Raw genomic sequence first — 13,225 nt, 5'->3', positions numbered from 1 at the left:
TTGCTTGACCGACCTCTATGCCTATCCTGCGTAAATTTTTCGCTGTTGCCCTGCTGGGCCTGAGCCTCTCTGTCGGCGCGGTACAGGGCGGTGACCCGCCCAGCGCCGAGGCGGTCCAGCAGAGCCTGGACAAGATCGCCGAGCGCAAACTGCCGGAGGCCGACCAGAAGGCCCTGCAGACCCTGCTGCAGAACACCCTGAATCAGCTGGCCAACAAGCAGAACTATGAGCAGCGCCTGAGCGATCTCAAGCAGCAATTGAGCAATGCCCCGCGCCAGACATCGGAAAACCAGCGCGAACTGGCCCGCCTGAAAGCCAGCAAAGTGGTCCCGGTGATCCAGCGCTACGGCTCGTTGCCGGTATCGCAGCTCGAACAGCTGCTGACCGAGCGCACCAGCCTGCAGGGCGACCTGCAAAAGGCCCTGGCCGACGCCAATACCCTGGACATCACCGCCCAGACCCGCCCCGAGCGCGCCCAGGCGGAGATCAGCAGCAGCCAGACGCGCATCCTGCAGATCAACGCCGCACTCAAATCCGGCAAGGACGGCGGCAAGCTGCTCAGCGCCGACCAGCGCAACCTGCTCAACGCCGAGCTGGCAGCGATCAACGCGCTGATCCCCCTGCGCCGCCAGGAACTGGCCGGCAACAGCCAATTGCAGGATCTGGGCAGTAGCCAGCATGACCTGCTGATGGAAAAGACCGCGCGCCTGGAGCAGGAAATCCAGGACCTGCAGACCCTGATCAACCAGAAGCGCCTGGCCCAGTCCCAGGAAACCGTGACCCAGCAGTCCATCGAGGCGCAGAAGGCCGGGAGCAGCAGCCTGCTGGCCACCGAGAGCGCCAGCAACCTCAGGCTCTCCGACTACCTGCTCAAAAGCACCGACCGCCTCAACGAACTGACCCAGCAGAACCTGCTGACCAAGCAGCAGCTGGACAGCGTGACCCAGAGCGATGCGGCCCTGGACGAGCAGATCAACGTGCTCAAGGGCAGCCTGCTGCTGTCGAAGATCCTCTATAAACAGAAGCAGGCCCTGCCGCGCCTGAAACTGGACCGCGACCTGGCGGACGAAATCGCCGACATCCGCCTCTATCAGTTCGAAGTCAATCAACAGCGCGAGCTGCTGGGCAGCCCCAGCACCTACGTCGACAACCTGCTCAAGAACCAACCCCCGGAACAGGTCACGCCACAACTGCGCCGGACCCTGATCGATCTCGCCATCACCCGCGCCGACCTGCTGGAACGCCTGAACCGCGAGCTGAGCGCGCTGCTCAATGAATCCATCACCCTGCAGTTGAACCAGAAGCAGCTGCTCAGCACTTCCCAGAGCCTGCGAGCGACCCTCGACGAGCAGATGTTCTGGATCCCCAGCAACAAGCCGCTGGACGCCGAGTGGCTGCAAAGCGTCCCCGTGCGCCTGGAGCGCCAGGTCACTACCCTGCCCTGGGCCTCCAGCCTCAGCGAACTGACTGACGGCCTGGCCCAGCGGCCACTGCTGTTCCTGCCCCTGGCGTTGCTGTTCGGCGCCCTGCTGTGGCGGCGCAAGGCCCTGTATGCGCGCCTGAACAAGGTGCACAAGGACATCGGCCATTTCAAACGCGACAGCCAGTGGCACACACCGCTGGCGATCCTGGTGAACATCCTCCTGGCGATGCCGGTGACCCTGGTCCTGGCCCTGTGCGGCTACGCCCTGCAGATCGACGCCCGTGGGCAGAACGCCAACCTCGGCGCCGCGCTGCTGCAGATCGCCCAGGCCTGGCTGGTGTTCTATACCGCCTATCGGATCCTCGCCCCCGGCGGCGTGGCGGAACTGCATTTCCGCTGGGAAAAACCCCAGGTGGAATTCCTCCAGGGCTGGGTCCGCCGCCTGGGGCTGGTGGTCCTGGCACTGGTGGCCGTGGTGGCGGTGGCCGAGCACCAGCCTGCGGCCCTGGCCGAGGACGTGCTGGGCATCGCCGTGGTGCTGACCTGCTATGCACTGATGGCCTGGCTGCTGAGCCGCCTGCTGCTGAGCAGCCCGACCCACCAGAACACCTCGCTGTTCCGCAAGGCCGTGGGCGTGCTCTTCACCCTGCTGCCGATCGCCCTGTTCATCGCCGTGTGCTTCGGCTACTACTACACCGCCCTGAAACTCAGCGACCGGCTGATCAACACCCTGTACCTGCTGATGTTCTGGCTGGTGATCGAGGCCACCTTCGTCCGCGGCCTGAGCGTGGCGGCCCGGCGCCTGGCCTACCAGCGCGCGCTGAGCAAGCGCCAGGCCGCCAAGGAAGCCGGGGAAAGCGGCGAGGCGGTGGTGGAAGAGCCGACCCTGGATATCGAGAAGGTCAACGAGCAATCCCTGCGCCTGATCCGCCTGGCCCTGCTGGGCGGCTTCATGGCGGCGCTGTACTGGGTATGGGCAGACCTGATCACGGTGTTCTCCTACCTGGACAACGTCACCCTCTACGAATACACCAGCGGCACCGGCGCCAACATGAGCATGGTGCCCATCAGCATCGGCGACGTCATCGGCGCGCTGATCATCGTCGGCATCACCTTCGCCCTGGCGCGCAACCTGCCTGGCCTGCTGGAGGTACTGGTGCTGTCCAAGCTGGACCTGGCCCAGGGCAGCGCCTATGCCACCACCACCCTGCTGTCCTACGCCATCGCCGGGATAGGTTTCGTCGCCACCCTGTCGACCCTGGGGGTCAGTTGGGACAAGCTGCAATGGCTGGTGGCCGCCTTGTCCGTGGGCCTGGGCTTCGGCATGCAGGCGATCTTCGCCAACTTCATCTCCGGCATCATCATCCTGTTCGAGCGCCCGGTACGGATCGGCGACACCATCACCATCGGCAACCTGTCGGGCACCGTGAGCAAGATCCGCATCCGCGCCACCACCATCACCGACTTCGACCGCAAGGACATCATCGTCCCCAACCAGACCTTCATCACCGGGCAGTTGATCAACTGGTCGCTGACCGACACCATCACCCGGGTGACCCTCAAGCTCGGCGTGGACTACGGTTCGGACCTGGACCTGGTCAAGGAACTGCTGCTCAAGGCTGCCCGGGAGAACCCGCGGGTCCTCAAGGAGCCGGAACCCCATGTGTACTTCCTGAACTTCGGTGAAAGCACCCTGGACCATGAGCTGCGCATGCACGTGCGCGAGCTGGGGGACCGCAACCCGGTGGTCGACGAGGTCAACCGCTTCATCAACCGCGAGTTCAAGAAACAGCACATCAACATCTCGTTCCGGCAGATGGAGGTCTACCTGAAGAACCTCCACGGCCAGGAATACAAGATGGTGCCCATCGAACCCGAGGCCAAGACCATAGTCCCGGTGGCCGAGGGCAAGCCGCTGCAGGAACCGCCGGCCAGCAAACTCGACTAAGGCCTCTTTCCCCAGCAGAATACTCGGACATTCTGCTGGGAGATGGCCGTTGAAAGCCCTCGACGAACTGACCTTCGACAACCGCTTCGCCCGCCTGGGCGACGCCTTCTCGACCCACGTACTGCCCGAACCCCTCGACAACCCGCGGCTGGTGGCCGCCAGCCCTGGCGCCATGGCGCTGCTGGACCTGGACCCGGCCGTGGCCGAAACCCCGGTGTTCGCCGAACTGTTCGGCGGGCACAAGCTGTGGGCCGAGGCCGAGCCCCGGGCGATGGTCTATTCCGGGCATCAGTTCGGCTCCTACAACCCGCAATTGGGGGACGGCCGCGGGCTGCTGCTGGGCGAGGTCTACAACCAGGCGGGAGAACACTGGGACCTGCACCTGAAGGGCGCCGGCCAGACGCCCTATTCGCGCATGGGCGATGGCCGCGCGGTGCTGCGCTCGTCGATCCGCGAATTCCTTGCCTCCGAGGCCCTGCATGCCCTGGGCATTCCCAGCAGCCGCGCACTGTGCGTGATCGGCTCGGACACTCCGGTATGGCGCGAGAAGCAGGAGCGCGGGGCCATGGTCCTGCGCCTGGCACCGAGCCATATCCGCTTCGGCCATTTCGAGTATTTCTACTACACCAAGAAACCCGAGCAGCAGAAGCAGTTGGGGGAGCATGTACTGGCCCTGCATTTCCCCGAGTGCCAAGAGCTGCCTGAACCCTACCTGGCGATGTTCCGCGAGATCGTCGAGCGCAATGCCGAGCTGATTGCCAAATGGCAGGCCTATGGCTTCTGCCACGGGGTGATGAACACCGACAACATGTCGATCCTGGGCATCACCTTCGACTTCGGCCCCTTCGCCTTCCTCGACGATTTCGACGCCCACTTCATCTGCAACCACTCGGACGATCAGGGGCGCTACTCCTTCAGCAACCAGGTACCCATCGGCCAGTGGAACCTCAGCGCCCTGGCCCAGGCCCTGACCCCGTTCATCAGTGTCGAGGCGCTGCGCGAAAGCCTGGGCCTGTTCCTGCCGCTGTACCAGGCCCACTACCTGGACCTGATGCGCCGACGCCTGGGCTTCACCCAGGCCGAGGACGACGACCAGCAGCTGGTGGAGCGCCTGCTGCAACTGATGCAGAACAGCGGCGCCGACTACAGCCTGTTCTTCCGCCGGCTGGGGGAGCACGCCCCGGAGCAGGCGCTGGCACGGCTGCGGGACGACTTCGTCGACCGCAACGGCTTCGACGCCTGGGCCGGGCTGTACCGGGAACGGGTCGCCCGCGATCCGATCCAGGGCCAGGACCTGCGCCGCGCGCGCATGCACGCGGTCAACCCGCTGTACATCCTGCGCAACTATTTAGCGCAGAAAGCCATCGACGCCGCAGAAGCCGGGGATTACAGCGAAGTGCGCCGCCTGCATCAGGTGCTGAGCCGGCCTTTCGAGGAACAGCCCGGCATGGACAGCTACGCCGAACGCCCGCCGGAGTGGGGCAAGCACCTGGAAATCAGCTGTTCGTCCTGAGTCGGGCGAAGCTGTCCATCGATACCTTCAAGCCCTAGGCCAACCTGCGGACCTGCCGCAGGTTGAGCAGGCGCTTGCCGTCCAGCACTGGCTCAACCTGGGATTGCGCATGGACCCGCCACTGACGGGCAGGGATAATGCGCGCCCTGATTTCCAGTACCTGCAAGGATGCACATGAACCTGTTCTTCACCCTGGCCACCCTCGCCCTGGCCGTCTTCAGCCTGGTGTCGGTCGTCATCTACCTGAGCCGCCGCGCCAAGTACCGCATGAACCTGCACGGTAAGGCGCACCGCAGCATTACCGAGGCCGAACTGGCGATCGCCAAGAAGTTCGCCGCGGTCATCGGCCTCAACGGGCATCGCCTGGCCCAATGACGCACTGGCGGCCTGGCTGCCACCTTCACCGCTCGCCCATGCCCCGAGCCCTGCCACCATCGTTGCCCTGCAAGAGTCCGCCATGAAACGTCGCTACCTGCTGCTGTTGCCCCTGCTGCTGTCGCTGGCCGGGTGCAAGGAAGACTTCGCCACCCTGCACTTTCAGGAGTCGGTGCGCTCCGACCCCAAGGCCGGCCCGCAATACTCCGACCAGTTGGTGCACGAGGCGTACAAACAGAGCATTTACACCGCGCTCGGCACCCAGAGCCTGGACCCGGATGCCATCGCCCTGGAGCGGGACCAGGAGGACGACAAGGTCATTCACCTGCGCCTGGTGGACTACTCCCTGAGCCCGGAACAACGGGGCAGCCTCAAGGCCATCCTCGAACAGGTCGTCAGCGCGCGAAATGCCAGCTCGATGAACCTGCGCCTGGAGCTGGACAACGCCCATGCCAAGCTCACCCCTTCCGGCACCAGCGACCTGCCGGACAACATCGACGCCACCCTGGCGTTCGAGCCGGAGTTCGGCATGCTGCTGGACCGCAGCTACGAAGACAGCATGCAGGCCATCGTCAACGCGAGCGAAATCGAAGGCCCGGTCAGTTGCAAGATCACCGCGCGCCTGGCGATGCCCAGGCCCTTGGAACTGATCGCCTACGAAGCCCTTGAACAGGACAACAGCGAGCGCGGCCTGATCTCCTTGCTGGCCCGCGGCGGCAGCATTGCCAAGGTGCCACTCAAGGTGCATTTCGATGACCCGGACCTGAACCGGCTCCTGCAGCACAAAACCGTCCAGGCCTGGCCATCCAGCTCGAAGATCACCCGGCCCGCCCCGGTGCCCCTTGACGAATTCGCCATCGTCATCGGCTCCATCGGCGTCCAGACCCTGACCTCGGCCCTGGCCTTCGACACCCGCAAGGACGAGCTGCAAGCGCTGTGCGACCAGAAGATGCAGACCCTGGGCCGGCCGTTCACCTTTCACATGGGCCGGACCCTGGATCGCCTGACCAGCGTCGATTTCCGCTAACAGCCACTATGCGACCAGGATTTCCATTGAACCGACGCCTCTCCACTGCCGCCCTGTTGCTGATGCTGCTGACCGGCTGCAAGCAGACCTACCTCACCCTGCATTTCCAGGAAGAAGTGGGCAACCCCCAGCAGGCCCGGATAGTGCCGTACTTCGCAGAGGCCATCACTCAGATGGCCGCCGGGATCGGCATCGAACCCGACGCCATCGGCCTGGAAATGGACCGCATGGACGACAAGACCCTGCATATCAGCCTGGACAGCAGCGTGCCCGAACCCCAGCGCCAGCGCCTGCAAGCGCTGTTCAGCGAAATTGTCGAGGCACGCGCAGCCGCCACCTTCGAAGCCGTTCTGGAGATCGCCCCGCAAACCGGGAGATACACCACCCCCGAGTACCGCAAAAGGGCCATGGCCTTGCCGCGACGCTTCTCCCTGGCGCTGGAGCCGGTGAAATACGCCGATGTGCTGTTTCATTACTCGATGGAGGAGTTGATCAGCGGCAAGCTCGCGGCCACCGGCACGCCCAACGAGGCGTTCTGCCAATACCAGGCCACCCTCCAGGCGCCGGGCATGCCGTTCAGCCAGATGGGCAGCAAGGCCGGTAGCGGCACAGGGGATTACAACGTGTATCTGGAGTGGAAAGACAGCAAGCGCGAACCGGCGCAATACTTGTTCGGCAACATCACTTTCGCCAACCCCACGCTCAACCAGATGCTGTTCGACAACCGCATCCAGCTGTCCGCGATCAAGACCTCCTGGGGCACGCGAGCGGACCGCCGGGCCGACCGCGTCGGTTTCAGCGTCGGCTCCCTGGGCCTGCAGTACCACGAGGACGGGGAGATTTCCCCGTTGCAACACATTGGTTTCATGGGCAGGTGCGAGGGCATGGCCATGGCGCTGGGGCGGCCCTTTACCTTCTACATCGGCCGCTCCATGGACCGCCTGATCAGCGTCGAACTGGCCCCGCCCAGCGCATGAGCCCTGGAGACGCAACGGCTCCAGGCCGACCGCTGCGACTTGATATTGCCCCCGGGCGCCGCCATCTAAGGCGCTCTACCCTGTTTGCGGAGCCCGACCATGTCCGACCCACTGCTGATCCCCTGCCCGCACTGCAACGGCCTCAACCGCATTCCCGCCGAGCGCCTGGGGGACCACCCCAAGTGCGGGCGCTGCAAGGCCGAGGTCTTGCTGAGCAAACCCTTTGACTTGAAACAGGGCGACTACGCCAGCCAGATCAAGGGCGACCTGCCGTTGCTGGTGGATGTATGGGCAGACTGGTGCGGGCCGTGCAAATCCTTTGCGCCGGTCTTCCAGCAAGCCGCCGCGCAGCTCAGCGGCAAGTGCCGCCTGGCCAAGCTGGACAGTGAAGCCAACCCGCAGCTGGCGGGGCAATTGGGGATTCGCTCGATCCCCAGCCTGATTCTGTTCAAGAACGGTCGGGAAGTAGCCCGGCAAAGCGGCGCCTTGCCACTGCCGCAACTGTTGAGCTGGCTGCGCAGCCAGGGGATTTGACGCAGCGCCAAGAGCCGCAGGCCAAACCCTGCGCTCATGGCCTCTTGAGGGTCAGGCGTTTTCCAGCAGGTTGTGCAGGTCGACGAATTGCTGGGTCAGCTTGTGTCGTGGGTCCAGGTGGATCAGCGGCATGCTGGCCTGGTGGGATTCACGCATGCGCACCGAGCTGCCCAGGTACACCGGCAGCACTGGCAGGCCCTCGCTGATCAGTTTGTCGAGCATCTGCTGCGGCAGGCTGGCCCGGGCCTGGAACTGATTGACCACGATGCCCTCGACCTCCAGCCCCTCATTGTGGTCTTCCTTCAGCTCTTCGATCTCCGCCAGCAGGCCGTACAGGGCCTGACGGGAAAAACTGTCGCAGTCGAAGGGGATCAGCACACGATCAGCGGCGATCAGCGCCGATACCGCGTAGAAATTCAGGGCAGGCGGGGTATCGAGGTAGATCCGGTCGTAATCCTCGGCCAGCTCGTCCAGCAATTTGCGCAGCTTGTTGATCTTGTGCTTGGCCTCAAGCTTGGGCTGCAGGTCCGCCAGCTCGGCGGTGGCCGTGATCACGTGCAGGTTGTCGAAGGGGGTCTCGTAGATATCCACCTGGTTTTTCTTGGCGAACGGTCCGGACGACAGGGTTTGCTTGAAAAAATCGGCAATGCCCATGGGAATGTCCTCGCCGGTCAGGCCGGTGAGGTACTGGGTCGAGTTGGCCTGGGCATCCAGGTCCACCAGCAAGGTGCGATAGCCCTCGCTGGCGCTGACCGCCGCCAGATTGCAGGCAATACTGGATTTGCCCACGCCACCTTTCTGATTGAACACCACACGCCGCATGTCTAGACCTCCCTGTATCAAAGATCACCGAGTGTAGTAGGCCACGCGGCCCCTTAGCTACCTTGCTGTCACACAGATTTTCCTTGCCCGCAGCCCTGGCACAAACACCGGGCAATGTCGGCCCCGAGGCCGACCTGGGACTGAAAGACTTCAGATAGTGGCAAAAAGACACCTCGCATCGCGTCGGATTTTTCGCTTTTGCGACCAACAGGCCAAGGAGCATTTGCTACAAGCCAGTCGCACCGGGATAATGCGCGCCACTGACGCCTTCGCGTCACTCAGGCCAATCGCCGATCGAAGCGATATGCCGCGTCAAGGAAGCCCGCAGGGGCGGGATGAAATCAAGTGATCAAGTTCAACATCGCTCAATGGCGTGCGTGGGCCCCTGGGCTCGAAAGCGTGGACGCCTGGCAGGCCTGGAGCCGTCAACCGGCCCTGCCTGAAAACAGCGATGCCGCCCCCGATGTGTCCTTTCTCCCCGCCATGCAGCGGCGCCGTCTCAGCCGCCTGGCGCGCATGGCGTTCAGCGTCGGCTGGCCCCTGGCCGAGGGCCTGGAACAACTGCCGCTGGTGTTCATCTCCCGACATGGCGAAACCCCGCGCACCTTCGAGATTCTCAGCGACCTGGCCGCCGAGCAGCCGTTGTCGCCCACCCAGTTCAGCCTCTCGGTACACAACGCAGTGATCGGCCTGTGGTCGATCATGCGCGGCGAAACCAGCGAAATGACGGCCCTGGCCGCTGCCGGCGATGGCCTTGAGCATGGCCTGCTGGAGGCGGCCACGCTGCTGGCCGACGGCGCCCCCCATGTACTGCTGGTGATCACCGAGGAACAACCGCCCGAGGCCTATGCCAGCTGGATCGACGACGTGCCGTTCCCCTATGCCCTGGGCCTGCTGCTGACCCCCGGCGACGACTGGCAGTTGTCCCTGGGCAGCCATGACGGTCAAACGCCCAGGGCCCAATGGCCCCACGCCCTGAATCTGCTGCGTACCCTGCTGGGCGCGCAGACCTTTTGCCAACATGCCTGGATGAATCGTGTATGGACCTGGCAACGCAACCACTGAGCGCCAAGGGCCGCAATGCCTACTACTGGCGCCTGACGGCCACGGCGCTGAGCTTTGCACTGTTCGGAATAGGTGGTTTGTGCCTGCGCCTGGTGATTTTCCCCCTGCTCGCCTGCCTGCCCGGCGACGCCCAGCGCCAGCGCCAGCGGGCGCGCAAGACCGTCAGCCGGCTGTTCTGGCTGTTTATCCGCTTCATGGCCAGGAGCGGCGTGCTCACCTATGAGGTCCAGGGCGCCGAGCGGCTCGGGCGACCGGGGCAGATGATCATCGCCAACCACCCCTCGCTGATCGACGTGGTGTTCCTCATCGGCCTGGTCCGCGACGCCAACTGCGTGGTGAAGCAGAGCCTGTGGAACAACCCCTTCACCCGCGGCCCGGTGCGCGCCACCCAGTACATCAGCAACGACGGCAGCATGGACATGCTCGACAGTGCCTGCGGGGCGCTGCAAGCAGGCCAGACCCTGATCGTCTTTCCCGAGGGCACCCGCACCCAGCCGGGTGCCGCTCCGGCCTTTCATCGGGGAGCGGCGGCCATTGCCCTGCGCGGTGCGAAGATCATCACCCCGGTGGTGATCCGGGTCAGCCCTAGCACCCTGACCAAGGCCGAACCCTGGTACCGCATCCCGCAACGCCGTGTGCACTTCAGTTTTCACGTCGGTGCCGATATAGACCCACAGACCTTTGCAGCCCAGGGCCCGGCGCCCCAGGCTTCGCGCAAGCTCAATGAGCACTTGCACCATTTTTTCATTAAGGAGCTCGCCAGAGATGAGCGATACACACCCGGACCTGATGCTTGAAATCAAACTGCTGATCATCGACGCCCTGGGCCTCGAAGACATCAGTGCCCAGGACATCGGCAACGACCAGACGCTGTTCGGCGAAGGCCTGGGCCTGGACTCGGTGGATGCCCTGGAGCTGGGCCTGGCGATCCAGAAGAAATACGGCATCAAGATCGACGCCGACGCCAAGGACACCCGCAACCACTTCAGCAACGTGGCGAGCCTTGCGGCGTTCGTCACTGCAAAACAGGCAGCTTGAGAACCGACCATGCAAACCCGTGACGATATCTTCAACACCCTGCGCGATGCCCTGGTCGAGCTCTTCGAACTGGAGCCCGAGCGCGTCAGCCTCGAGTCCAACCTGTACGAAGACCTGGAAATCGACAGCATCGATGCGGTCGACCTGATCGACCACATCAAGCGCCAGACCGGCAAGAAAATCGCCGCCGAGGAATTCAAGTCGGTGCGCACCGTCAACGACGTGGTCGAGGCGGTCTACCGTCTGGTCCAGCCGGCCGCATGAGCCGGCTGATCGGCCTGGGCTTGTTGCTGGCCGGCCTGCTCTACCCCTTCGCGGTGTACTTCGGCATGGAGCATTTCGCTCCGTGGCAGTTCGGCCTGCTGCTGGGCGGCCTGTGGCTGGCCCGGGCGCTGACCGGCGAACGCCGCCCCGGCAGCCTGTGGATGGCCATTGCGGCGATCGCGTTCTGCCTGCTGCTGGCCTGGTTCGACAACCCGGCGCTGCTGCGCTGGTACCCGGTGCTGATCAGCGCCTTCATGCTCGGCCTGTTCGGCCTGAGCCTGAAATACGGCCCCCCGGTGGCAGAGCGCCTGGCCCGCATCAGCGAGCCGCAATTGCCGGAAAAGGCCATACGTTATACGCGCCAGGTGACCGTCGCCTGGAGCGTGTTTTTCCTCTGTAACGGAATGCTCGCCGCGGCCCTGACCCTGTGGGCGCCGCTGAGCTGGTGGACGTTGTACAACGGCCTGATCGCCTACGGGCTGATGGGCCTGCTGTTTGCCATTGAATGGCTGTTACGACAACGGGTAAGAGGCCGTAGATGAACTGGATTCCCCTTGAGCAGCTGTTGCTCAAGCTACATACGCCGCGAGCGGTCAGCGCCGCGCCGGCCATCGACCTGGGGGCCGTGCAGGAACAGGCCCTGAGCCTGGCCGCTGCCCTGCAAGCCTGTGGCGTACGGCGCCTGGCGGTGCACCTGGAAGACGCCGTGGAACTGGCGGTGGCCCTGCTCGGCGCCTGGCGTGCCGGGGCCAGCGTGCTGCTGCCCGCTGACCTGCAAGCCCAGACCCGCCAGCGCTGGTCGAGCGAAGTCGACCTGTGGCTGACCGACCAGGACACGCCCCTGCACCAGTTGCAGGCCAGCCCCCTGGCCCCGGCCGTGCTGGACCTGGACACCTGCCAGTTGAGCCTGTGCACCTCCGGCTCCAGCGGCGAACCCAAGCGCATCGAGAAGAACCTGCGGCAACTGGCCAACGAGGTCGTCGCCCTGGAACACCTGTGGGGCGCCGACCTGGGCCAGGCCTGGATCATCGGCAGCGTCGCCACCCAGCACATCTACGGCCTGCTGTTCCGCGTGCTCTGGCCACTGTGCGCCGGGCGGCCTTTTGTACGCCGCCAGCTGCCATTTCCCGAAGACCTGCAACGGGCCAGCCGCGAGTGCCCGGCGTTTGCCTGGGTGGCGAGCCCGGCCCTGCTCAAGCGCATGGGCGACAACCTCGACTGGCCGGCCCTGAGCCAGGTACGGCGGGTATTTTCCTCCGGCGGCGCCTTGCCCGCCGAAGCGGCCAACGGCCTGCACCAGCGCCTGCAGCAATGGCCGACGGAAATCCTCGGCAGCTCGGAAACCGGCGGCATCGCCTGGCGCCAGGGGCCAGGCCTGTGGCAGCCCTTCGCCGATGTACGGCTGAGCCAGGATGCCGACGGCGCGCTGTTGATCGCCTCGCCCTACCTGCCGGCCGGGCATGTGGAACACACGGCCGACGCCGCGCGGATCGCCGCCGACGGGCGCTTCGAACTGCTGGGGCGCCTGGATCGCATCGTCAAGCTGGAAGAAAAACGCATTTCCCTGCCCATGCTTGAGCAGGCCCTGGCCAGCCACGAATGGGTGGCGGAAGCGCGACTCGGGGTGATCGAAGACAACCGCGCCTACCTCGGCGCCCTGCTGGTGCTCAGCGAGCCCGGCCTGCATGCCCTGCGCAACCAGGGCCGGCGCCACCTGACCCAGGCCCTGCGCCAGCACCTGGCCGGGCATTGCGAAGCCCTGGCCCTGCCCCGGCGCTGGCGTCTGGTGCGGCAACTGCCGCTGAACAGCCAGGGCAAGCTGCCCCAGGCGCAAGTCCAGGCCCTGCTGCTGGCTCCACGCCCGCAAGCCCCGGAAGTGCTGGAGCAACGGCAGCACGAGGAGGAGTGGCAGCTGCAACTGGCCATTCCGCCGGACCTGGCGTACTTCAGCGGGCACTTCCCCCAGACCCCGGTGCTGCCGGGGGTGGTGCAGGTGGACTGGGCCCTGGCCCTGGGCCAGCAACTGCTGGAGCTGCCGGGCCGCTTCGCCGGCATGGAAGTGCTGAAGTTCCAGCAACTGGTACGCCCCGGCGACCGCATCCAGCTGAACCTGCGTTTCGATGCCCAGCGCCAGAAACTGTATTTCGCCTACCTCAATGACGGGGCTCCCTGCTCCAGCGGGCGGATCGTCCTGGAGGCCAGCTGTGGATAAGTTGTACGGCGTTGCGCCCGGGATTCG

At 64.9% G+C, this 13,225-nt stretch carries 13 protein-coding genes; 12 read left to right on the top strand and 1 reads right to left on the bottom strand.

What is annotated here, in order from left to right; all coding sequences use genetic code 11:
- Positions 1–17 precede the first annotated feature (17 nt).
- From mscK to trxC, 6 genes are all read left to right on the top strand, one after another.
- The gene (gene mscK, locus ABCR88_RS02515) at positions 18–3,371 is read left to right on the top strand and encodes a mechanosensitive channel MscK (protein WP_011058860.1); all 3,354 of its coding nucleotides are present in this window, start codon (positions 18–20) and stop codon (positions 3,369–3,371) included.
- A 49-nt stretch (positions 3,372–3,420) separates the two neighbouring features.
- A complete protein-coding gene (selO, locus tag ABCR88_RS02510) occupies positions 3,421–4,884 on the top strand; it encodes a protein adenylyltransferase SelO (protein WP_350404078.1) in 1,464 nt (487 codons plus the stop codon).
- 174 nt (positions 4,885–5,058) lie between these two features.
- Positions 5,059–5,259: a hypothetical protein gene (locus tag ABCR88_RS02505; protein WP_325985469.1), complete on the top strand. Its 201-nt coding sequence runs from the start codon at positions 5,059–5,061 to the stop codon at positions 5,257–5,259.
- Between the two features lie 82 nt (positions 5,260–5,341).
- Positions 5,342–6,286 (top strand): hypothetical protein, encoded by a 945-nt coding sequence (locus ABCR88_RS02500; protein ID WP_350404076.1) that lies wholly within the window; start codon positions 5,342–5,344, stop codon positions 6,284–6,286.
- A 26-nt stretch (positions 6,287–6,312) separates the two neighbouring features.
- Positions 6,313–7,263 (top strand): hypothetical protein, encoded by a 951-nt coding sequence (locus ABCR88_RS02495; protein WP_350404075.1) that lies wholly within the window; start codon positions 6,313–6,315, stop codon positions 7,261–7,263.
- Positions 7,264–7,362: 99 nt separating this feature from the next.
- The gene (gene trxC, locus ABCR88_RS02490; protein WP_015633888.1) at positions 7,363–7,797 is read left to right on the top strand and encodes a thioredoxin TrxC; all 435 of its coding nucleotides are present in this window, start codon (positions 7,363–7,365) and stop codon (positions 7,795–7,797) included.
- Positions 7,798–7,848: 51 nt separating this feature from the next.
- On the opposite strand, the gene ABCR88_RS02485 is transcribed toward trxC, so the two are convergent.
- Entirely contained in the window at positions 7,849–8,619 is a 771-nt protein-coding gene (locus tag ABCR88_RS02485; protein WP_350404074.1) for a ParA family protein, read from the bottom strand.
- A 345-nt stretch (positions 8,620–8,964) separates the two neighbouring features.
- Here ABCR88_RS02485 and ABCR88_RS02480 point away from each other — a divergent pair, with 345 nt between their 5' ends.
- Genes ABCR88_RS02480 through ABCR88_RS02455 form a run of 6 tightly spaced genes read left to right on the top strand, consistent with a single transcriptional unit; the run spans position 8,965 to position 13,198 of the window.
- Positions 8,965–9,684 carry a beta-ketoacyl synthase chain length factor gene (locus ABCR88_RS02480; RefSeq protein ID WP_011058853.1) on the top strand — a complete coding sequence of 240 codons (720 nt, stop codon included), beginning with the start codon at positions 8,965–8,967 and terminating at the stop codon, positions 9,682–9,684.
- Positions 9,660–10,481 carry a lysophospholipid acyltransferase family protein gene (locus ABCR88_RS02475; protein ID WP_011058852.1) on the top strand — a complete coding sequence of 274 codons (822 nt, stop codon included), beginning with the start codon at positions 9,660–9,662 and terminating at the stop codon, positions 10,479–10,481. The genes ABCR88_RS02480 and ABCR88_RS02475 overlap by 25 nt, the downstream gene beginning before the upstream one ends.
- A complete protein-coding gene (locus ABCR88_RS02470) occupies positions 10,450–10,722 on the top strand; it encodes a phosphopantetheine-binding protein (RefSeq protein ID WP_011058851.1) in 273 nt (90 codons plus the stop codon). Before ABCR88_RS02475 ends, ABCR88_RS02470 begins: the two co-directional genes overlap by 32 nt.
- Positions 10,723–10,731: 9 nt before the next feature.
- Positions 10,732–10,986: an acyl carrier protein gene (locus tag ABCR88_RS02465; RefSeq protein ID WP_011058850.1), complete on the top strand. Its 255-nt coding sequence runs from the start codon at positions 10,732–10,734 to the stop codon at positions 10,984–10,986.
- Positions 10,983–11,528 (top strand): membrane protein, encoded by a 546-nt coding sequence (locus ABCR88_RS02460; protein WP_011058849.1) that lies wholly within the window; start codon positions 10,983–10,985, stop codon positions 11,526–11,528. The genes ABCR88_RS02465 and ABCR88_RS02460 overlap by 4 nt, the downstream gene beginning before the upstream one ends.
- Positions 11,525–13,198: an AMP-binding protein gene (locus tag ABCR88_RS02455; RefSeq protein ID WP_350404073.1), complete on the top strand. Its 1,674-nt coding sequence runs from the start codon at positions 11,525–11,527 to the stop codon at positions 13,196–13,198. The genes ABCR88_RS02460 and ABCR88_RS02455 overlap by 4 nt, the downstream gene beginning before the upstream one ends.
- Positions 13,199–13,225 lie beyond the last annotated feature (27 nt).

This window comes from Pseudomonas sp. W17, from assembly GCF_040268305.1.
Taxonomy (GTDB): Bacteria; Pseudomonadota; Gammaproteobacteria; order Pseudomonadales; family Pseudomonadaceae; genus Aquipseudomonas; species Aquipseudomonas protegens.
This window is presented reverse-complemented; position numbering and strand designations above follow the sequence as displayed.